This window comes from Nocardioides sp. Z22_16 (genome assembly GCF_058134365.1).
On the sequence record NZ_JBYTTI010000003.1, the window covers coordinates 438,016 to 458,261 of the forward strand.

General features: G+C 74.1%; 21 protein-coding genes and 1 riboswitch. Of the genes, 11 read left to right on the forward strand and 10 right to left on the reverse strand.

What is annotated here, in order from left to right:
* Nucleotides 1-13: 13 nt before the first annotated feature.
* Together AC3X7R_RS10515 and AC3X7R_RS10520 are read right to left on the reverse strand one after the other, a co-directional pair.
* Nucleotides 14-814: a class I SAM-dependent methyltransferase gene (locus tag AC3X7R_RS10515; protein ID WP_489965588.1), complete on the reverse strand. Its 801-nt coding sequence runs from the start codon at nt 812-814 to the stop codon at nt 14-16.
* 28 nt (nt 815-842) lie between these two features.
* Nucleotides 843-1,874 carry a methylenetetrahydrofolate reductase gene (locus tag AC3X7R_RS10520; RefSeq protein ID WP_489965589.1) on the reverse strand — a complete coding sequence of 344 codons (1,032 nt, stop codon included), beginning with the start codon at nt 1,872-1,874 and terminating at the stop codon, nt 843-845.
* A gap of 228 nt (nt 1,875-2,102) precedes the next feature.
* On the opposite strand from AC3X7R_RS10520, the gene AC3X7R_RS10525 reads away from it, so the two are divergent.
* Entirely contained in the window at nt 2,103-3,437 is a 1,335-nt protein-coding gene (locus tag AC3X7R_RS10525; RefSeq protein WP_489965590.1) for an HNH endonuclease signature motif containing protein, read from the forward strand.
* A gap of 42 nt (nt 3,438-3,479) precedes the next feature.
* A complete protein-coding gene (locus AC3X7R_RS10530; protein ID WP_489965591.1) occupies nt 3,480-4,697 on the forward strand; it encodes an MFS transporter in 1,218 nt (405 codons plus the stop codon).
* A gap of 134 nt (nt 4,698-4,831) precedes the next feature.
* On the opposite strand, the gene AC3X7R_RS10535 is transcribed toward AC3X7R_RS10530, so the two are convergent.
* From AC3X7R_RS10535 to AC3X7R_RS10550, 4 genes are all read right to left on the reverse strand, one after another.
* Entirely contained in the window at nt 4,832-6,358 is a 1,527-nt protein-coding gene (locus AC3X7R_RS10535) for a hypothetical protein (protein WP_489965592.1), read from the reverse strand.
* Nucleotides 6,359-6,640: 282 nt separating this feature from the next.
* The gene (locus AC3X7R_RS10540; RefSeq protein ID WP_489965593.1) at nt 6,641-7,009 is read right to left on the reverse strand and encodes a VOC family protein; all 369 of its coding nucleotides are present in this window, start codon (nt 7,007-7,009) and stop codon (nt 6,641-6,643) included.
* 49 nt (nt 7,010-7,058) lie between these two features.
* Complete coding sequence (locus tag AC3X7R_RS10545; RefSeq protein ID WP_489965594.1) at nt 7,059-7,241, reverse strand: hypothetical protein; 183 nt, start codon at nt 7,239-7,241, stop codon at nt 7,059-7,061.
* A 337-nt stretch (nt 7,242-7,578) separates the two neighbouring features.
* Nucleotides 7,579-7,893 carry a DMT family transporter gene (locus tag AC3X7R_RS10550; RefSeq protein ID WP_489965595.1) on the reverse strand — a complete coding sequence of 105 codons (315 nt, stop codon included), beginning with the start codon at nt 7,891-7,893 and terminating at the stop codon, nt 7,579-7,581.
* Nucleotides 7,894-7,905: 12 nt separating this feature from the next.
* Nucleotides 7,906-7,969: riboswitch (guanidine-III (ykkC-III) riboswitch) on the reverse strand.
* Nucleotides 7,970-8,132: 163 nt separating this feature from the next.
* On the opposite strand from AC3X7R_RS10550, the gene bla reads away from it, so the two are divergent.
* From bla to AC3X7R_RS10575, 5 genes are all read left to right on the forward strand, one after another.
* A complete protein-coding gene (bla, locus tag AC3X7R_RS10555; RefSeq protein ID WP_489965596.1) occupies nt 8,133-9,065 on the forward strand; it encodes a class A beta-lactamase in 933 nt (310 codons plus the stop codon).
* Between the two features lie 101 nt (nt 9,066-9,166).
* Nucleotides 9,167-9,463 carry a hypothetical protein gene (locus tag AC3X7R_RS10560; RefSeq protein WP_489965597.1) on the forward strand — a complete coding sequence of 99 codons (297 nt, stop codon included), beginning with the start codon at nt 9,167-9,169 and terminating at the stop codon, nt 9,461-9,463.
* Between the two features lie 153 nt (nt 9,464-9,616).
* Nucleotides 9,617-10,564: an SRPBCC family protein gene (locus AC3X7R_RS10565; protein WP_489965598.1), complete on the forward strand. Its 948-nt coding sequence runs from the start codon at nt 9,617-9,619 to the stop codon at nt 10,562-10,564.
* Complete coding sequence (locus AC3X7R_RS10570) at nt 10,561-11,745, forward strand: zinc-dependent alcohol dehydrogenase (protein ID WP_489965599.1); 1,185 nt, start codon at nt 10,561-10,563, stop codon at nt 11,743-11,745. Before AC3X7R_RS10565 ends, AC3X7R_RS10570 begins: the two co-directional genes overlap by 4 nt.
* A 19-nt stretch (nt 11,746-11,764) precedes the next feature.
* A complete protein-coding gene (locus tag AC3X7R_RS10575) occupies nt 11,765-12,385 on the forward strand; it encodes a GyrI-like domain-containing protein (RefSeq protein WP_489965600.1) in 621 nt (206 codons plus the stop codon).
* 57 nt (nt 12,386-12,442) lie between these two features.
* On the opposite strand, the gene AC3X7R_RS10580 is transcribed toward AC3X7R_RS10575, so the two are convergent.
* Nucleotides 12,443-13,036, reverse strand: coding sequence for a TetR/AcrR family transcriptional regulator (locus AC3X7R_RS10580; protein WP_489965601.1), 594 nt, complete (start codon nt 13,034-13,036; stop codon nt 12,443-12,445).
* Nucleotides 13,037-13,188: 152 nt separating this feature from the next.
* On the opposite strand from AC3X7R_RS10580, the gene AC3X7R_RS10585 reads away from it, so the two are divergent.
* Together AC3X7R_RS10585 and AC3X7R_RS10590 are read left to right on the forward strand one after the other, a co-directional pair.
* Complete coding sequence (locus AC3X7R_RS10585; protein WP_489965602.1) at nt 13,189-13,920, forward strand: hypothetical protein; 732 nt, start codon at nt 13,189-13,191, stop codon at nt 13,918-13,920.
* A 10-nt stretch (nt 13,921-13,930) separates the two neighbouring features.
* Entirely contained in the window at nt 13,931-15,550 is a 1,620-nt protein-coding gene (locus tag AC3X7R_RS10590) for an FAD-binding oxidoreductase (RefSeq protein WP_489965603.1), read from the forward strand.
* Here the strand turns inward: AC3X7R_RS10590 and AC3X7R_RS10595 are convergent.
* The gene (locus AC3X7R_RS10595) at nt 15,525-16,667 is read right to left on the reverse strand and encodes a DNA glycosylase AlkZ-like family protein (RefSeq protein WP_489965604.1); all 1,143 of its coding nucleotides are present in this window, start codon (nt 16,665-16,667) and stop codon (nt 15,525-15,527) included. The two genes, AC3X7R_RS10590 and AC3X7R_RS10595, sit on opposite strands and share 26 nt — an antisense overlap.
* A 28-nt stretch (nt 16,668-16,695) precedes the next feature.
* Here AC3X7R_RS10595 and AC3X7R_RS10600 point away from each other — a divergent pair, with 28 nt between their 5' ends.
* Together AC3X7R_RS10600 and AC3X7R_RS10605 are read left to right on the forward strand one after the other, a co-directional pair.
* Nucleotides 16,696-17,259, forward strand: a complete 564-nt coding sequence (locus tag AC3X7R_RS10600; RefSeq protein ID WP_489965605.1) for a DinB family protein — start codon at nt 16,696-16,698, stop codon at nt 17,257-17,259.
* Nucleotides 17,260-17,352: 93 nt separating this feature from the next.
* Nucleotides 17,353-17,649, forward strand: a complete 297-nt coding sequence (locus AC3X7R_RS10605; RefSeq protein WP_489965606.1) for a UBP-type zinc finger domain-containing protein — start codon at nt 17,353-17,355, stop codon at nt 17,647-17,649.
* 4 nt (nt 17,650-17,653) lie between these two features.
* Here the strand turns inward: AC3X7R_RS10605 and AC3X7R_RS10610 are convergent, their stop codons facing one another.
* Nucleotides 17,654-18,760 (reverse strand): winged helix DNA-binding domain-containing protein, encoded by a 1,107-nt coding sequence (locus AC3X7R_RS10610; RefSeq protein WP_489965607.1) that lies wholly within the window; start codon nt 18,758-18,760, stop codon nt 17,654-17,656.
* Nucleotides 18,761-18,813: 53 nt separating this feature from the next.
* Entirely contained in the window at nt 18,814-20,154 is a 1,341-nt protein-coding gene (locus AC3X7R_RS10615) for an HNH endonuclease signature motif containing protein (protein WP_489965608.1), read from the reverse strand.
* Between the last annotated feature and the right edge of the window lie 92 nt (nt 20,155-20,246).

Here is a 20,246-nt window from a genome sequence, read left to right on the forward strand (position 1 = left end):
GTCTCTGCCTGCGTCATGCCGGGGGGTCGTCCGGCGCTCGGCAGCTGACCAGCACCCCGGCGACGAGCCCGTCCCCGATCAGAGCGCCGATCGTCTCCTGCTGGGCCCGGGCCCGCTGCCAGCGTTCGTCGCCCCGGTGGTCGCGGGCGACGACCTCCTCGACGCGGTCGGCGGCCTCGTCCCACTCCTCGGGGGTGCCGGGCAGGTCGGCCAGCGGGATCTCCTCGACGAGCCGGAGCCCCGTCGCCCTCAGGTCGTGGCGCAGCTCGTCGCGGCTGGGGAAGAAGTTGCCCTCCGGCTGGTCGGGGAGCGAGTCGACGGTCCGGGTGTAGACCAGCAGCCCCACCGGTCCGCCCGGCCGCACGACGCGCTGCAGCTCGGCGAGGTAGGCCCGCTTGTCCTCGACGGTGCAGAGCACGCCGAGCGACCAGGCGGCGTCGAACGCCGCGTCGGCGAAGGGGAGTGCGAGCCCGTCGGAGACCACGACTGGCCGGTCGAAGAGGCGCCGGGCGGCTCGGCAGGCCCCCTCCATCGGTTCCGCCAGCGTCGGGTGGACGCCGTACGAACGGGCGGCGTACTCCGCCGGGCCGCCGACCCCGGCGCCGGAGTCGAGGAGTCGGGCGCCGTCCGTCAGCCCCATCGCGGTGGCCAGCCAGTCGAGCCCGGCCGGGCTGCCGCTACCCCGGCACGCGGCGGGCACGGCATGGTCGTCGCCGAGCTCGGCCACCGCGGCCGCCGTCCACCAGGCGACCGTGTCGAACTCGTCGGCCATCGACTCCGGTGTCTCTTCACCGGTCGGTCCTGTCTCGCTCATCGGCTCCGTCTCCTCTGTGCTCGTCTCCTCATGCGCCGTGGCGGATCCGCCGCGCGATCTCGGCCTTGACCTGTGCTCCCGCCAGCGGTCCGGCTCCGGAGCCGAGCCCGGAGAGGTTGACTCCCGCCACGCCCTCGATCGCCAGCAGCGCCCGGGCCTCGGCGACCGCCGTCTCGATGCCCGCCGACCGTACGTCGCCCGACCCCAGCACCCGCGCCACCTGGGCCGGATCGAGGCTGAGACCGGGGAAGCGCTGGAGCACCCGCGCCGAGCGCCCGTCGGTGTAGGCCGCGACCGAGGCGATCACCGGGATCGTCAGCCCCAGCGCCCGCGCGGTCGCCACGAAGGCCGCCACCTGCGCGGCGCTGCCGACGTGGTTGAGCACCGCCAGGTGGGCCCCGGCCCGTTGCTTCTCCACCAGCCGCGCGGGCCGGAGGTGGTGCGGGGGTGCGGAGGGTGCCTCCGGGACGGCGACCGCGTGCCCGGCCTCGGCGGCCATCGCGGCCAGCCGGGTCCCGTCGAGGTCGAAGACCTGGGTGACCTCGGGCCGCACGCCCGGGGTTCGGATGTCCCCGGTCACGCAGAGCACCCCGTCGACGCCGGCGACGGCGAGCCCGGCCAGCTCCTGCTCGAGGACCAGCCTGTTGCGGTCGCGGCAGGCCAGCGTGACCCAGGGGACGCCACCGGCCTCGGCGACCAGCGTCGCCATCTGGGTGGGCGGGAGGTCGGGCCGGTTCTGGTGCTCGCCCACGAGCACCGCGTCGCAGGAGTCCGCGAGGGTCCGGGTGACGGCGGCCAGCCCGTCGGGGTCGTAGGCCGGGACGGTGAGGTCGGCGAGCACCACCGGGCGCTCCCCGGCGGCCGCGAGGAGGGCGCTCCGGGGTGCGGTGCGCGGCGTCTCGTGCTGCCAGCGCACCGGCTCGGCGTCCGGTCCGGCGAACGGGCACGGGCGCCCGTCCAGCTCGCAGCCGTCGTCGTCCCGGACACCGCCGCACGGCCCGTAGGTCATCAGCTTGGGACAGGCGGTGTGTCCCTCGGCCTCGGGTCGCGGCGCCGTCACGCGCCCTCCGGGGAGGGGGACGGACGCCGACGGCAGGGCATCCCCAGACTCTAGTGGGGCCGGGCGCCACCCGTGCTCGCGAAGGGATGGGGGACTTTTTTCGAACAGGTGTCCACTGCTCGGAATGGTGGCGTGATCGGCGGCAGAAGTGTCGGTGGGACCGGGTTGACTGGCTCCGTCGGGAGGGCATCGGGGCTCTGCCGAGCGGCACGGGACGGGGGGCCGACGATGTGGGAGCAGGCGGGAGACGCACACCCGATCAGCCGCGCGGTCGCGCTGATCGGCGGGGCGCTCGACCTGGCGAAGGACGCCGACCCGGTGCTCCTCTCGGAGGCTGCTCACCGCGAGGCGCTGGTGGAGCTTTCCCGGCTGGGCGACCGGATGGAGTCGTTGCGGATGCGGGTCCTGCACGCCGCCGGGGCCGCGGGTGGGGTGGCCGAGGAGGACGGGGCGCGGAGCGGGGCGAGCTGGCTGGCCGGCCGCACCCGGTGCGGGTTCGCGGCGGCACGGGCCGCGGAGAGACTCGGTGAGGCGGTGGCCTGCCGCTGGCACCGGGTCGGCGTCGGGCTCGAGGCAGGCGAGCTCAACCTGCAGCAGGCCAGGGTGATCGTGAAGGCCCTCGACGCCCTGGTCACGGACCCGGTCCCGGGCGAGGAGGTCCCGCCCGAGGTGCTGGCCCGCGCCGAGGCCCACCTGGTGGAGGCGGCGGCCACGTTCGACCCGAAGGCCCTCGAGACGCTGGGGGAGAAGATCCTCCAGGTCGTCGCCCCCGAGACCTACGAGGAGCACGAGCGCAAGGCGCTGGAGCGGGCCGAACGCCGGGCGCACGCCGCCACCCGGCTGACCCTGCATCGTCGCGGCGACGGAGCCACGGACGTGAAGGCGCGGATCCCCGACCAGGTGGCCGCGAGGTTGCGCACGGTCCTGGAGGCGTGGACCTCCCCGAAGCAGGACGACGGGTCCACGACCGGTGGAACCGGCGCGGCGACCCCGTTCGGGGGGTTCGCGCACCGCGACCCGGCCACCGGGGTCCGGCTGCCGCAGGAGCGGCTGCTCGGGTTGGCGTTCTGCGCGTTCCTGGAGGCCGCCGACCCGGCCCGGGTGCCCTCCCAAGGAGGCGGGGCGACCCGGGTGCTGGTCACCATCGGGTTGGCGGAGCTGCGTACCGGGCTTGGCACGGCCGCGATCCTCAGCAACGGCGACGACGTCACCACGATCAGCGCGGGGCAGGCCCGGCGGTTGGCGTGCCAGGCCCAGCTCGTGCCGGTGGTCCTCGGGACCGACTCGGTGCCGCTGGACATGGGCCGGGCGGCCCGGCTGTTCACCCCGGCCCAGCGGGATGCGAAGACGTTGACCCAGCGGGTCTGCGGAGCCGAGGGGTGCACGATCCCCTCCACCTGGTGCGAGGCCTACCACGCCCGCGATCCCTGGGGCCACGGCGGCCGGTCCGACCTGGCCGACCTGCTCTTCCTCTGCTCCTGGCACCACCACCGCGCCCACGACCCGGCGTACAGCACCGAACGGATGCCCGACGGCGGGGTCCGGTTCGCCCGGCGCACCTAGGTACAACTGGACCCTGTCGGTGAGCGTCACTAGGTTGCCGAGGTGCGTACCCCCGCCCCTCTCCAGCACGCGAACTTCCGCAGGCTGACGGCGGGCACCACGACCAGCGCGCTCGGCAACGCGATCACACCGGTGGCCCTCGCCTTCGCCGTCCTCGACCTGGGGGGCTCCGCCACGCAGCTCGGGCTCGTCGAGGCGGCCTACGCGCTGACCAACGTGCTCACCACCCTCTTCGGCGGGGTGCTGGGCGACCGGGTGCCGCGTGCCGTGCTGCTTCAGGGCTCGGCCCTCGGCGCCGCCGCCACCCAGGCGTTCATCGCCGCCAGCCTGCTCGGGGGCTGGGCGAGCATCACCTTGATCGGGGCGGTCGGCATGGCCAACGGCGCGCTCGCCGCCCTGAGCGGCCCCTCCTCCTCGGCGCTCACCCGGGAGACCGTCCCCGAAGACGTCCTGCCCTCGGCGATCGCCCTGCGACGGCTGCTGCAGAACACGGCGATGATCGTCGGCTTCGCCGGAGCCGGGATCCTGGTCACGGTGGCCGGCTCCGGGTGGGCGATCGCGGTCGACGCGGTGGCGTTCGCGCTGGCGGCGTACTTCTTCCACCGCCTCGACCTGCCCTCCACGCTCGCCGACCCAGCCCTGGCCCGTTCTCTGCTGGGCGACCTGGGCGAGGGTGCCCGGGAGGTGCTGCGGCACGGGTGGCTGTGGATGCTCATCCTCCAGGCCACGCTCTACCACCTCTTCTACGGCGGGGTGCAGGGCGTGCTCGGGCCGATCGTCGTGCGCGACACCTGGGACGCGGCCGCGTGGGGCTGGGCGCTGGCCGTGCTGATGGCCGGCTTCATGGCGGGCGGGCTGGTCTCGCTCCGCTGGCGTCCGCGCCGGGGCCTGCTCGTGGGCACGCTGCTGCTCACCCTCACCGCGTGCTTCCCGGCCGCGATCGCGCTGGGGGACAGCCTCACGGTGCTGCTCGTCGGGGCCTTCCTCCACGGATTCGGGCTGGAGATCTTCTCCGTCAACTGGGATCTGGCCATCCAGCAGAACATCGCACCCGACAAGCTCGCCCGGGTCTACTCCTTCGACCTGGTCGGCTCCTTCCTGGCCCGCCCCCTCGGGCTGGCGCTCGTGGGTCCGGTCAGTGCGGCGACGGGCGTGACTGCCTGGCTGTGGGTCTGCGTCGCGGTGATCGCCGGCGGGTCCCTCGTCGCGGCCGCGCTGCCCTCGGTGCGCCGAGTCGAGCGGGCGGTGGCCGACCCCTAGGTGGGCGGTCCCGGCCGCACCGCACACGTCGGCCCTGCGGGGCACGGTGGTCGCTCCGCGTCTTGATCTTCCCCCGGCCCCCGGCCCCGGCCCCCGGCCGCAGCAGTCATGACTGCCAGGTACCCGGGGCGGGGTCACGAATCCTGCGCGCCGCAGCGCGTGGTGACCTCCGCGGCGCAGTGGTCCCCGATGCCGGCGACCTTGTTGTCGCGACCGTCGGCCCGGTCGCGTCCGGGGCCACCGACGAGCCGGTCGCCGCGCCGGGCCAGCGTGGTGCCCCGGAGGTCGTCGTTGCCCGGTCCACCGAACGCGACGGCCCGGCCCGAGGGATCGCTCGGCGCACTCCACGGCCACCGTCCTGACGGCGCGTGGAGGCTGACGATGTCCGCCCCGGATCCGAGACGGACGAGCAGGTCCAGTCCGTAGACGCGGACCCCGTCCTCCCCGGTACCACCGTCGACGCGGACCTTGGAGCCCGAGCCCAGCACCGTGTCGTCGCCCGGCCCGGCGTGCACCCGGACCGAGGTGCCCCGCGCGCTGTCCACGTCGTCGTCACCGCCCCCCGCACGCACCGTCACCCGGTCAGCGATCGCCGAGATCGACTCATCGGCGTCGGTCCCGACCACCGTCACGTGGCCGCCGTCCGCGCGGCTCGTGGCTCCCACGCGCTCGAAGCCGGTGAAGGGAGCGGTGGTGCCGTCGCAGCTCGCCTCTCCCGCCAGGCGCACGGTCAGGACCGAGCACCGGGTGAGGAAGCCGCTGGTGTCGACGCCCGGGCCGCCGTCCATCGTGCGGAACCGCAGCCCTTCGCTGAACCCGAACCGTCCCGAGCCCTCCAGGGCGTCGTTCCCGGCGCCGAGCCGGACGTCGCCGTACTGCCCGCCGTAGAACGTCAGGGTCTCGTCGGCGTCGGAGCCCTGGAAGGAGACCGGCAGCGGCCACCGGCGGCCCTCGGTGCCCAGCACGAAGCGCGAGACCTGACCCTGCCAGGCCAGCACCTGCGTGCCGGCCACCGAGGCGCGGCGTGCCACGTTGTCGATCAGGACCTCCCCGGCCGTCAGCGGATCGGTGACGCCCGGCCGGGGCAGGTGCAGCGACACCTCGGTCGCGGGCTCGAAGTCGATGCTTCCCTCCGGCGCCATCGCCCCGTCGTAGTGGAGCTCGGGCGTCCCGGTCCCGAACGTGATCCGGTCAGGGTTGGTCGCGCCGGCCGGTGCCGCCGACCACAGCACCTCTCCGCCCTCGTTGCCGTACTCGTCCGTGCCGCGCCCGTTGCCCATGTCGATCATGTCCTGGTGCCCGCCGACCGGGTCGACCGCCGGCGGCTTCTCGTCGTATTCGACGAGGTCGGTGTCGGCGTAGACCTCCTCGGTCATCTCCGGAGCGCTGCTGCCGGTGAAAAGGTCGTCGCCGCTGCCGAGCCCGACGGTCATGAAGCCGAATGACGCCGCCTGGTTGATCACCACGTCGTCGCCCGCGCCGGCGTCGACGGAGCCCGACGAAGGGATGATGTCGCGCCCGGCCTCCACCCACCCGAGGTCGAGGCAGATGGTGTCGTCGCCGCCCAGGGCGTCGAAGTAGTCCCAGTCCAAGGGCTTCATCGCGACCACGTCGTCTCCCTCGGTGCCCAGCTGGACCCGCTTGCTGGCGACGATCGTCACCGGCTTGCCGGCACAGGTGGACGCCGCGGGGGGCTCGGGCGCTGAACCGGACCCCGTGCCCGAGGCCGTGCCCGAGGCCGAGGCTGACGCAGCGGCGAGGACGACGCCGGGTACGACGGCTGCCAGCGCAGCAAGTGCAGCCAGCGTGGGACGTAGGACGAGGACGGGCCGGACTCGCTTCACAGGACCCCCGTGGTCGTTCAGCTCCCCGGGCGATGGCACCGGGAGACCCATGGGAGCACGCCGGGAGGCCTGCGGCCAACGGCCTGCCTGAGGGGTGGGTCAGGAGGAGGCCGGAGGCTCCGACTCTTCCTGGCCCGCCACGCAGAACTGGTTGCCGTCGGGGTCGGCCAGCGTGACCCAGCGGAAGGAGTCGTCGCCGCGGCGCGCCACGAGCGTCGCTCCGGCGCCGACCAGCCGCTCGACCTCCCCGTCGAGGTCTTCGGCGATGAGGTCGAGGTGGACCTTGTTCTTGCCGGACGTCGGGTCGCCGACCTGCTGGAAGGCGAGCGTGACCGGGCCGCCGGTGACCATCAGGAAGCTGCCGTCGTACGGGTCGGCGACCTCGCCGCCCACCTGGTCGGCCCACCAGCGCGCGAGGGGCGCCGGGTCGCGGGAGTCGAAGTTGACCATGCCGAGTCGAAGAGTCATGTGCCGACGGTAGAGGCCCGCTCGGGAGGAGGCTAGGTGTGAGGTCCCGCTAGGGGTCCAGCAGGTCGCGGACCGCAGCAGCGATGGCGGCGGTCTCCGCGGCACGGACGCCGGGCCGTCCGGCGACGTGGCCGAGCTCGGAGTCCAGGAGACGCAGCTCCGCGCCGGGGACCAGCGCCGCCTCGACGGCGGAGTCGGCGGGAGTGAAGTACAGGTCGGTCGCCGATGGCATCACGATCGTCCGTGCCGTGATCGAGGCCAGCACGTCGCCGACCGAGGCGTAGCCCAGGGCGCGGAAGCCCCGGTCTGCCCCCTTGCGCGCCCCTCGCCCGCCGCCTCACCCGCGTCGAGGAAGAACTCGCGGGTAGGTGGTGGCCCACTCGTAGGCCTGCATCGCCCCCATCGACCAGTCCGTCACCAGGCGGAGCCGGACGTCGACCCCTGGCGGACCAGTCGCTTGTAGCTGTTGACCGTCGGCGCGATCACCGCACCGCCCACGCCGGCCCTGCGAGGCACCGTGGTCCCTCCGCGTGTGGCGCGCGTGCTGGTCACGGGCGAAAGGTCCTGAGTCAGTGCACCAGCTTGAGCCCGACGATGCACCCGACCAGCCCCAGGAGCAGCAGCACCTTCGCCACGCTGAAGGACTCCGCCCCGGTGGCCATCCCGTAGGCGACGGTGAGGGAGGCGCCGATGCCGACCCAGGCGGCGTACGCCGTGCCCACCGGGAGGGTGCGCAGCGCGTAGGCCAGGCCGGCCATGCTCAGCACGATCCCGACCAGGAAGACCAGCGACGGCCCGAGCCGGGAGAAGCCCTCGGACTTGCTCAGGGCCACCGCCCACACCGCCTCGAGGATGCCGGAGAGGACGAGCACGATCCACGCCATGACGGACTCCACCCTGGCCGTCTTGTCGCGTTCCGGGTACGGCTCCCTCGTCCGGTGGAGCCGGCCGGCTCCACCCGCAACTTTAGGCACCGCACCCCACGCGTGGCAGATTCGGGACCTCACCGAGGCCGCACTGATCGCGAGGAGGAGTCATGCACCGCGCCCCGCACCGCCGTGCACCGCACAGCCCATCCCCGCGCACGCAGCCCCGCCCAGCCACGCGCCGGCGGAGCCGGCCGATGCGTCTGCTGACGGTGGCGGCCGCGGTGCTGCTGGCGCTCGGAGCGGCCGGGTGCGGGGAGGATGAGTCGCCGGACGGCACGAGCCGGGTCCAGCAGCCGGAGACCCGCGACCCCTCCCGGTCGTCAGGACCGGTGGCCCGGGGGCACGCACCGACCGCGGCCGACTTCGCCGCACTCGAGGAGCGCTACGACGCGCGGCTCGGCGTCCTCGCGGTCGACACCGGCACCGGGGCGACGGTGGCGCACCGGGCCGACGAGCGCTTCGCCTACGCCTCGACCGCCAAGGCGCTGATGGCGGCGGCCCTGCTCGACCGGCTCGCGCCCCGCGCGTGGGACGAGGTGGTCCGCTACGACGAGTCCGACCTCGTCGCCCACTCGCCGGTGACCGAGCGACACGTGGCGACCGGGCTGACCCTCGCCCGCCTCGCGGAGGCCGCGGTGCGGGAGAGCGACAACACCGCCGCCAACCTGCTCCTCGCCGAGCTGGGCGGGCCGGCCGGGTTCGACCGCGCGCTGGAGGCGCTCGGTGACGAGGTCACGGTGGCGGCCCGGACGGAGCCTGATCTCAACGCGACCGAGCCCGGCGACCCCCGGGACACCACGACGCCGCGGGCGTTCGCCGAGGTGCTGCGCGCCTACGCCGTCGACGGCGGCCTGGCGCCGGCCGAACGCCGCACCCTGCTGCGCTGGATGAGCGGCAACGCCACCGGCGACAACCTGGTCCGCGCCGGCGTGCCCGCCGGGTGGCGGGTCGCGGCCAAGTCCGGGGCAGCGGCGTACGGGACCCGCAACGACCTCGCGCTCGTCCGTCCGCCAGGCCGGCCGCCGATCGTGGTCGCCGTCTTCTCCGACCGCAGCGGGCCCGACGCGGAGCACGACGACGCGCTGGTCGCCGACGCGGCGCGGGTCGTGGTCGGCGCCCTGCGCTGAGGGAGGGCCAGGGTCCGGGGCGAGCCCCACGTGCCCGGCTCGCGTGCCCGGCTCACGTAGCCGGCGCATGCCCGGCCCCGGGTCCGGGCACTGTCCTGGACATGAAGGCCCCGAAGCTCGCGGGCATCGCAGCGACCGGCTCGTGGGTAGACCCGGACGGCTACCGGACCCCGTCCGGTGAGGTCCACGCGTGGGTCCCTGGCGCCAATCAGACCCTCTGCGGACTCTCGATCCACCGCTCCGGCCTGCGCCGGTTCTCGCAGGTGGAGTGGGCCGACGTGCAGCCCGCTTCCGGCGGGGAGGCCGACCGGGTCACCGACGTCTGCCGCCGCTGCGCCGCCGGCATGGGTGAGCGCCGCGACGAGCGTCCCTGGCAGCGGATCAACCCCCGGCCCTGACCCCCGGCCCTGACCCCCGGCCCTGACCCCCGGCCCTGACCCCCGGCCCTGACCCCGCCTGAGTCGCCGAGGCATGGGCTGGCCCCGCACCTGGCCGGCCGCGGACCCGGAGACCTGGGGGAATGGGCTCTCCTGACGCGGGTACGTCTTCGCATGAAGTCGACCCAGAACCCCGAACGCCGGACCGGCCGCCTGGTGCGCGGCCTCGGTGTCGCCAGCCTCGGCCTCGGCGTCCCGATGATCTGGAAGCCCGACGCGGTGGCCCGGCTCGCCGGAGTGGACGACGATGCGACCGCCCCGGCGGTGATCCGCGCCGTCGGCGCCCGCGAGCTCGTCCACGCGGCTGCCTGCCTCGTCGGTCCGCAGCGCTCGGTGTGGACCCGGGTGGTCGGCGACACCCTCGATCTGGCGCTGCTGGGCCGGGCGATGGGCTCGCGGAAGGGCGAGCGGCTGACCCGCGTCAACCTGGCCACCGCGGCGGTCGCCGGGATCGCCGCGCTCGACCTCTATGCCGCGGTGCGCAGCGCTCGCTCCCAGCACGGCAGCGGGCGCCCCGGCCCGCTGCAGCTGGAGGCCTCCACCACGGTCAACCGACCCCCCGACGAGGTCTACGCCTTCTGGCGGGACCTGGCCAACCTGCCGTCGTTCATGCTCCACCTCGAGTCGGTGACCCCGAAGGGGGACGGCACCAGCCACTGGGTGGCGAAGGGTCCGGCCGGCAAGAAGGTCTCCTGGGACGCCGAGATCACCAGCGAGGAGACCGGACGCCGACTGGCCTGGCGCTCGCTGAAGGGTGCGACCGTGGACAACTCCGGCACCGTCCTCTTCGCGCCGGCTCCCGGCGACCGGGGCACCGAGGTCCGGGTGGTCCTGCACTACGACGTCCCCGGCGGACTGCTGGGCCGGGCCGCCGCGCGGCTCTTCGGCGAGGAGCCGGAGCAGCAGGTCCGCGACGACCTCCGCCGCTTCAAGCAGGTGATGGAGACCGGCGACGTGGTGCGTACCGAGATCCTGCCCCAGGGCACCGAGGCGAAGCGGCAGTTCCTCCAGGGGCCCGCGCAGCCCAGCGAGAGCACCAGCACCGAGGGGAGCATCCGATGAAGGCGGTCGTCTGGCAGGGCCCCAGCAAGGTCAAGGTCAAGGAGGTCCCGGACCCCGCGCTGCTCAACCCGCGCGACGCGATCATCAAGGTCACGTCGACCGCGATCTGCGGCTCCGACCTGCACCTCTACGACGGCTACATCCCGACGTTCATGCCCGGCGACATCTTCGGCCACGAGTTCATGGGCGAGGTCGTCGAGCTCGGGCCGGGCTCGACCGAGCGCCGACCGGACCTCAAGGTCGGCGACCGGGTCGTCGTCCCGTTCCCCATCGCCTGCGGCGCGTGCACGCCGTGCCAGCGCGGGCTGACCTCGCTCTGCGAGAACTCCAACCCCAACGCGGGGGAGGCGGAGAAGGTGATGGGCCACTCGCCGTCCGGCATCTTCGGCTACTCCCACATGCTCGGCGGCTACCCCGGCGGGCAGGCGGAGTACGTCCGCGTCCCCTTCGCCGACGTCGGGCCCTTCAAGGTCGACGACGACCTGACGGACGACCAGGTGCTCTTCCTCACCGACGTGCTGCCGACCGGCTGGATGGCGGCCGACATGTGCGACATCCAGAGGGGCGACGTCGTCGCGGTCTGGGGTGCCGGGCCGGTGGGCCAGTTCGCCTGCCTGGCCGCCGAGATCATGGGCGCGGCCAAGGTGATCGTGATCGACCGGATCCCCGAGCGGCTCGAGATGGCTGCCGAGCACACCGGCGCGCACCCGCTCAACTACGAGGAGACCTCCGTCCTGAAGGAGCTGCGCGAGCTCACCGCCGGGCGCGGCCCCGACCGGGTGATCGACGCGGTCGGCATGGAGGCCCACACCGACGTCACCGCGATCCACGCCTACGACAAGGCCAAGCAGGTCGCCAAGCTCTCCACCGAGCGGCCGCACGCGCTGCGCGAGGCGATCCTCTCGGTGGCGAACGGCGGCACGGTCTCGATCGTCGGCGTCTACGGCGGGCTGGTCGACAAGTTCCCGATCGGCTCGTTGATGAACCGGTCGGTGACGGTGCGGACCGGTCAGGCGCACGTGCACCGCTACCTGCCCGACCTCTACCGGCGGATCCGGGCCGGGGAGTTCGACCCGCGGTTCATCATCAGCCACCACCTGCCGCTGGCCGACGCCGCACACGGCTTCGACCTCTTCAAGCACAAGGAGCAGAGCTGCACCAAGGTGGTGCTCAGGCCCTGAACCCGGCCATGCTCGGAGGGTGAAGGTCGACCTGAAGAAGACGCTGGACTCCTACCGGGCGCGGCGGGGCGAGTTCCGGGTCCTCGACGTGCCGCCGCTGCGCTACCTGGCGGTGGACGGTCACGGCGACCCGAACACCTCCCCGGCGTACGCCGACGCGCTCGCGGCGCTCTACCCGGTCGCGTACGCGGTGAAGTTCGCCAGCAAGCGTGAGCTGGCCCGCGACTACGTGGTGCCGCCGTTGGAGGGCCTGTGGTGGGCGGACGACATGGAGGTCTTCACCTCCGCGCGGGACAAGGCGCGGTGGGACTGGACGATGCTGCTGCTGGTCCCCGACGGGGTGCCGGCCGAGATGGTCGACGCTGCGGTGGAGCAGGTCCGGGCCAAGCGCGCGCCCGCTCGCCTCGACGACGTACGGCTCGAGACGCTGGAGGAGGGCCGCTGCGTGCAGACCCTGCACGTCGGGTCGTACGACGACGAAGCGGGCGTGCTCGCCGAGCTCCACGACCGCGTCATCCCCGAGGCCGGGTTGCGGATGACGGGCCGGCACCACGAGGTCTACCTCAGCGACCCGCGGCGCACCGACCCGGTGAGGCTGCGGACGATCCTGAGACAGCCCGTCGCGCCGGTCCGGGAGTGAGAGCCCCTCCCAGGTGGCCGGCAGCGTGGCCCGGCAGCGCGGCTCCGGAGCCGCGGGTCAGGGCGCGAGGAGTCGGCGGACGGCGTCGCGCAGCGTGGCGCTCTCGGCGCCGCCGTCGAAACCTGGTTCGGTGACCACCACCCCGAGGTAGCCGTCGAGCAGCGCCTGGAGCCAGACGACCAGTCGCTCGGGCGGCAGGTCGCCGCGCACGTCGCCGGCGGTCATCGCCGCCCGCACCCAGGGCAGCAGCCCGTCGCGGATCGCCGCGGTGTCGCGCGCGAGGGCGGCGGCGACCTCCGGCTCGGTCATCACGGCGCCGACGGCACGGACCAGCCCGGCCACCCGGGTGTCGGCCATCTCCTCGGCGGTGTGGGCCACGTAGTCGTCGAGGACGGCCCGGGCGTCGTCCCGGCCGGCCTGGGCGGCGAACCACTCCTGCTCCTCGCGGGTCCCGAGGTCGAGCATGGCGAGCAGCACCTCGAGCTTGGTGGGGAAGTAGTGGAAGAAGGTGCCCGACCCGATGCCCGCCTCCCGGCAGATCGCGGCGGTGGTCGCCCGGTCGTAGCCGTCCCGGGCGAAGCAGGTGAGCGCGGCGTCGATGATCTGCAGGCGGCGTGCCTCGTGGCGCGCGGGGTCGACGGTGCGTGCCATGGAACCTCCCGGTCGGGATGACATTCGTGGAGTGATGACTCTAGTATCACCAAGATGAGCACACAGGGTGACAGCGGGCGACCCCTCGAGGACACCGTCGAGCTCGGCGCGTCCCACGCGGAACTGATCGTCGACACGCGCCGGGCCCCGTGATGCCCTCGACCCCGGAACGCTGGTTCCTCCACCACGACGGCACTGCCCACCGCGTGGAGATCGTCGACTCCGGCCTGGGTCGCCGGCTCACCTGGACCGTGGACGACGCGGAGGTCGCGACGAAGAAGACCTCCGACGAGCGGGTGGTGCTCGACGGCGGCGACCGCGGCGCGATCGGGGTCCGGCTGCCGATGATGTTCGGTCCGGCGCGGCGCGTGACGTGGTGGGGACGCGACGCCGAGCTCGGCGCCGCCGCTGCCGCTCACACCGGGGTCGGCGGGCTCGACCTCGACCCGGAGCCCGGGTCGAAGGCCGCCGCGCGCGAGAGGTGGATCCGCGAGCACCCCCGGCAGTACGCCGCTCGGCGGACCGCCGCGGCCGTCGCCGGGGTGGTGGTGCCGCTGCTGCTGATCTGGCTGCTGGGCCGGTTCGCGCTGCCCAACATCCCGTGGCCCGACATCCCCTGGCCCTCGATCCCGTGGCCCAACTGGTCCATCCCCTGGCCCTCGATTCCCTGGCCCTCGATCCCGTGGCCGGACTGGAGCCTCCCGGACTGGAGCCTGCCGGCGTGGCTTCGCCGCCTCCTCGACCTGCTGAAGTACGTCTGGCCGGTCCTGCTCGCCGCTGCCCTGGCCCAGCGCGAGGTGAAGCGGCGCCGCGACCAGGACGCGCGCAAGCGGCTCGCGGCCGAGCGTGCCAAAGCCGAGGCGGAGGACCCCGATCACCCCTAGGGTCGCCCGCATGACGCGATCGTGGTGGGGCTGGGGCAACGTCGAGGACGCAGTGGTCGGAGCCGAGGCGGACGAGCTGGTCGCCCGGGTGGCGGCGCTGCTGCCCGACCACGACTTCACCCCGCACGAGCCTCCGGCCGTCGCCGACCTCGACCTGCGGGCGCCGCGCGTCGACGTCCCGGACTCGCTCGCGCCGATCGCCTCCGCCGACCCGCACGACCGCGCCGGGCACACCCACGGCAAGGCCTACCGCGACGTCGTCCGCAACCTCCAGGGGCAGCTGACGCACTCACCCGACCTGGTGCTGCGCCCGCGGCACGAGCAGGACGTCGTGGACGTGCTCGACTGGGCGGGTGGCTCGGGCGTGGCGGTGGTCCCGTTCGGCGGCGGCACCTCGGTGGTCGGCGGGGTGGAGGCGCGCTTCGACGGACCAGCGGTGAGCCTCGACCTCGGCGCGCTCGCCCGGGTGCTGGAGATCGACCCGGTGAGTCGGGCGGCGCGGATCGAGGGCGGCGTCCTCGGCCCGGCGCTGGAGGCCCAGCTGAGGCCGCACGGGCTGACGCTGCGCCACTTCCCGCAGTCCTTCGAGTTCTCCACGCTCGGAGGCTGGCTCGCCACCCGGGCCGGCGGTCACTACGCCACCGTGCTCACCCACATCGACGACCTCACCGAGAGCCTGCGGGTGGTCAGCCCCGCCGGGATCGGGGAGTCGCGGCGGCTGCCTGGCTCGGGAGCCGGACCCTCGCCGGATCGGATGTTCCTCGGCTCCGAGGGCACGCTCGGGATCATCACCGAAGCCTGGATGCGGCTCCAGGACCGGCCGCGCTGGCAGCAGACCTGCACGGTCGACTTCGACCGCTTCGACGACGCGGTGGCCGCCACCCGCGCGGTCGCGCAGAGCGGGCTGCACCCGTCGAACTGCCGGCTGCTCGACCCGATGGAGGCGACGCTCAACGCCGGCTCCTCGACCCGTGGCGGGCTGCTGGTGCTGGCCTTCGAGTCGGCCGACCACCCGGTGGGGCCGTTGCTCGATCGCGCGCTGGAGCTGGCCCGCGACCACGGCGGCAGGCCCGGCCCGGTGCGCGGCAAGGGTGAGCCGACGCGCAGCGACGGCGACGGCAACGGCGACGGGGCAGCCGAGGGTGCAGCCGACGGGGCGGCGGACGCGTGGCGCTCCTCGTTCCTGCGGATGCCCTACCAGCGCGACGCCGTCACCCGCCGCAGCCTGATCGCGGAGACCTTCGAGACCGCCTGCACCTGGGACCGGTTCCCCGTCCTGCACGCGGCGATCACCAGCGCGGCGTACGACGTGATGCGCGACCTCGGCGCACCCGGCGTGGTGACCTGCCGCTTCACCCACGTCTACCCCGACGGCCCCGCGCCGTACTACGGCGTCTACGCCTCGGGCCGGTGGGGCTCGCTGCTCCCGATGTGGGACGAGATCAAGGCCGGGGTCTCCGAGGCGATCGCCACCCACGGCGGGACCATCACCCACCACCACGCCGTCGGCAGGGACCACGAGCCCTGGTACTCCCGCCAGCGGCCCGACCCCTTCGCCGCGGCGCTGCGCGGTGCCAAGGACGCCCTCGACCCGCACGGCATCCTCAACCCCGGCGTCCTCGGTCTCTGACTGAGAGGCCGAGCCAGCGCGCCAGCGCCCGCAGCTCCCGGTCGACCGCCGTCCGCAGCGTCCGGCTGAACGGCGCGTCCTCGTGCACCGCGTCGACCCGCAGCACGCCGGCGTCCCGGTCGGCGGTCGCGTCGACCTTGCCGACCAACCGGTCGCCGTGCAGGACCGGCATCGCCCAGTAGCCCCACCGCCGCTTCGCCGCGGGCTTGTACATCTCCAGCTGGTAGTCGAAGTCGAAGAGCTCGGCCATCCTGGTCCGGTCGAAGACGAGCCGGTCCAGCGGGGAGAGCAGGACGGTGCGGCCCTCGAAGCGCTGGTTCCCTGAGTTCGGAGCCTCGGGGTCGGCCTCCAGGTAGACCGGGTCCACCCGCCAGGTGCCGCGGACCCCGGCCACGGTGACCACCCGGCCGGCGGTACCCACGTGGTCGGGCTCGCCGGGCACCGCCCGGCTCTTGGCGCGGGCGATGCCGAGGGCGCGGAGCCGGCGCCGCTCGCGCTCGGCGAGCGCCTCCTCCAGCGGGACGGCGGGCACCTCGGGATAGACGCGCTCCGCGAGGTCCCAGAGCGGCTCGCGGCCCTCCCGGCCGGCGACGGCGACCTCGCCACGGCGCACCAGCTGGTTGAGGAGCATCCGGACGTTGCGGTCGTGGTTCCAGCCGCTCGACTGCCACGGCACCACCGTGGTGTCGGGGAGGGCGCCGGCCGGCAGCGGTCCCTCGTCGCGCAGCTTCTCCAGGATGTCGCGGCGGCAGCCGTCGTTGGCCTCCAGCCAGCCTGCCGTCTCCACCTGCCACTCCTTGAGCGGTCCGGGTCCGGGCCACGCGGCCATCTCCGCGCGGAAGAGTGCCACGTCCTCGGCCGGGCGCAGCCTCCCGTCGAGCTCGACGAGCTGTCCGGAGGCGAGCGCCTGCCCGAGCTCCGCGGGGTCGTGGTCGTCGCCGAGCCGGCTCCAGAGCACCAGGTCGGCGTTGCGCTCCACTGCCCGGGTCAGGTCCGCCTGGAGGAAGGTCAGGTGGCGGACGACCTCGAGCACGCCCGTCGGTCGGGGCGCCGCGAGCAGCTGTGCGCGGACGGCGATCCGGCGGGCGTCCCGCTGGGAGAGCTCGAGGGTGTCCACCCCCGCAGGGTAGGACTACGTTGGCCAGATGACCGACCAGCTGCCCCCGTGGGAGCCGCCGTTCGCCGGGACCGAGACCGAGCACCTGCTGGGTGCCCTGGAACGGCTGCGGGCCACCTTCCGCTGGAAGGCGGACGGGCTCGACGCGAAGGGCCTCTCGACTGCGATCGCCTCCTCGTCGCTGACCCTGGGGGGCCTGCTCAAGCACCTGGCCCTGGTCGAGGACCACACCTTCGCCGCCAAGCTGCGCGGCGCCTCGCCGGGCGAGCCGTGGTCGCGCGCCGACTGGGGGGCCGACCCCGACTGGGAGATGACCTCCGCCGCCTTCGACACCCCCGCGTCGCTCTACGCCCTCTATGACGGCGCCGTCGCCCGCGCCCGGGACCAGGTCGCGGCCGCCCTGGCGGACGGCGGCCTCGACCACCCGACCGCGCTCACCGGTCCGCACGAGGAGCCGGTCAGCCTCCGTCGGCTGCTCTTCGACCTCGTCGAGGAGTACGGCCGGCACACCGGCCATGCCGACCTGCTCCGTGAGGCCGTCGACGGCCGGGTCGGCGAGGACCCGCCGCCGGACTGGCGCCCGCACGCCTGACGTCCCCGCCGGTCGCCTGCCCCCGGGCGGCGTGCTCTCCCCACGCCGGCAGAACCCCTTGGCAGGCGAGCCGAGGACGCGCACACTCGGGGGATGGCCGAGCCGTGCGCACATGCCCAGGACCTCACCTTCGAGGCCGCCCCCTCCGGCGACGGGTGCGTGGAGTGCCTGCGCGACGGCACCGGCTGGGTGAAGCTGCGGATGTGCCAGGAGTGCGGGCACGTCGGGTGCTGCGACTCCTCCCCGGGCAAGCACGCCACGGCGCACTTCGAGGAGACCGCGCACCCGGTGATGCGTTCCTTCGAGCCTGCCGAGTCGTGGTTCTGGTGCTACGTCGACGAGGCCGGGTTCGAGATGCCCCACGCCCCCGAGGCGGCGTCGCACTCCTGAGCGGTCAGGCCTCGACCACGACCTGCGGCTCCAGGCCGAGGAAGCCGCCGTACCGCTCCGCTGCCCCGTCGATAGCCCCGCGCTGCTGGTCGGTGAGCGGGCGGTAGGGGGTCAGGTCGAACCGCACCGACCCGCGAGCGACCGTCCGTTTCATCCGCGCCACCAGCTGCGCGTCGACGAGGGCGACCCCGACCGCGGTCTCCCGGCCCCGGGGGACGACGCCGTCGGCGTCGAGCACCCAGCGGGAGTCCTGGTAGCCGCGGTAGGTCTCGTCCAGCAGCTGGAGCAGGTGACCGGCCGGCTCCACCGGGTGGTCCGCGGCGGGCGGCTCGTCGCCGTCCAGGTGCCAGTAGGTGCGGCCGTCGTGCTCGAACGCCCGGAGCCGGTCGCCGAGCGACTCGACGCCGCGCCGGGCCTCGGTGGGGGTCAGCGTGGCCCAGTAGGCGAGGTCCTTCGTGGTGGCCGGGCCGTGGCCGGTGAGGTAGCGCAGCGCGATCCGGGCGAGCGCCTCCTCGCGGCCGGCCTCGTCGAGCTCCACCGTCGACGGCACCCTGCTCTCCCAGGTGGCATAGGTGTGCTCCCCGTCGCGGGGCCGGCCGCTGCAGACCAGCCGCCCCATCTCGAGGTGCGCCATCAGCAGCATCACGGCTCGGCCGTCGATCCGGTCGCGGAGCTCTGGGGCGCTCTCGCGCAGGGCGGCGGCGACCTCGGAGCGGACCCGGTCCGGCTGCTCCGCCAGCAGCTCGACGACGAGCCCTCCCAGGCGCTCGACCTCGGGTCGCTCGAGGTGGACGTCCCCGCGGAGCTGGCGGTCGGTGAGCTGCTGGAGTCGCGGTCCGGTCAGGGCCAGCAGCCAGTCGAGGTCGTCGCGGCCGGCGTAGTGCCAGGTGGAGCGGAGCACGTGGGTGCGCAGCACCTCCCCGGACGTCAGCAGGCCGGCCAGGTCGTCGGGGTCCGGGTGCTGCGTCCGGGTCGCCACCGCCCACGCGGACTGGCCCGGGTTCTCGGCCTGCACGCAGGTCAGCAGGCGGACGACGTCCGCGGCCGAGGCGGCCTGGGGAGCGGTGAGCCGCTGGTTGCGGAGCCGCCAGGCAGCGATCACTCGATCCATGACGGGAGCGTAGTAGCGCGCGGCCTCCGGGGGCCTGTCCCACGTGGGCCCGTTTACGTGCGCCTGGTGAACCTGACGTCTCCGTTCGGGAACCTGTGGGTGGTGTAGGCGGTGTCGTGGGCGCGGTGGTGGTGCCAGGGGCACAGGAAGGTCAGGTCGGCGAGGTCACTGGTCCCGCCGTAGCCCCAGGGGTCCCGCCCGTGATGGGCCTCGCACCACGTCGACGGGACCGTGCACCCCTCGGTCGCGCAGACCCGGTGGGTCAGGGTTTTCGCGAGCCGCTGCTGTGGGGTGAAGAACCGGGTCGACCTCCCCAGGTCCAGCGGGACCCCGTCCGAGCCCAGGACGGCGGGGATGATCCCCGCCTGACAGGCCAGCCTGCGTGCCTCTGAGGCGGTGATCGGGGTGGCCTGGTCACCGTTGCTGATGATGGTCCCGATCCCCAGGTCTTCGCGGAGCTGGGCGAGGTCGATGGTGACCACCACCCGGGTCGCCCCACCGCCGTGGATCGGCATCCGGTTCGGGTCGGCGGCTTCCAAGAACGCCAGGAACGCCTGCCCGTGCAACCGTTCCTGGGGGAGCCGGATCCCGGTCGCGGGGTCGCGTTGGGCGAACCCCCCGAACGGGGTCGCCGCCCCGGTCTCCTTCCCGGCGTCCTGCTTGGGTGAGGTCCAGGCGTCCAACACGGTGCGCAACCGGGCGGCGATGGCGTCGGGGACCCGGGCTGCGATGTCGGTGGCGCCGTCACCCCGCTTGCGGAACACCAACCGGGTCGCGGTGTTCGCCCGGTGTTGGGCCCGGTCCAGGGCCCTCTTCTCGTGCTCGTCGGCGGTCTCGGGGGCCACGACCTCGAGGATCTTCGCACCGAGCCGTTCCAGGTGGACCGGGTCGAAGAGGGCCGCGGCCTCGACCAGGTGGGCTTCGGCCCGGGCCAGCACGTCGGCGGGGATCTCTTCGCCGGGGATCGGGTCGGTGACCAACGCGTCCAACGCCTTGGCGATCACCCGCGCCTGCGGCAGGGTGACCCGCCCGTCCTCCAACGCCACGGACACGAGCTGCCAGCGGGTGGTCAGGGCGTCGGCGAGCTTCTCCGCGGCCCGGGCGGGTCCGAACCCCGACCTCGTCCGGGCCGCCAACCACGCCGCCGGGGACCGTGCCCCGTCGGCTTCGGCGATGCCACCCGGGGTGCCGGCGGCGTGGATGACCCGCATCCGCAGCGACTCCACCCGGTCACCCAACCGGGTCAGCTCCAACAACGCTTCCCGGTGCGCGGCCGGGGAGAGGAACACCGGGTCGACCTCGACGGTGGTGTCCAACGCGGCCGAGATCACGAGGCAGGCACGGCTGATCGGATGCGTCCCCGTCCCGGCCCCCGCTGTGTCGTCGACGTACATCCCGAACCCCCCGTCACCAGCGACCGGAGCCACCCCGAACCGGGCTCCGACCGATGTGACGAGTCAACCAGGCACCACCGACAACTTACGCT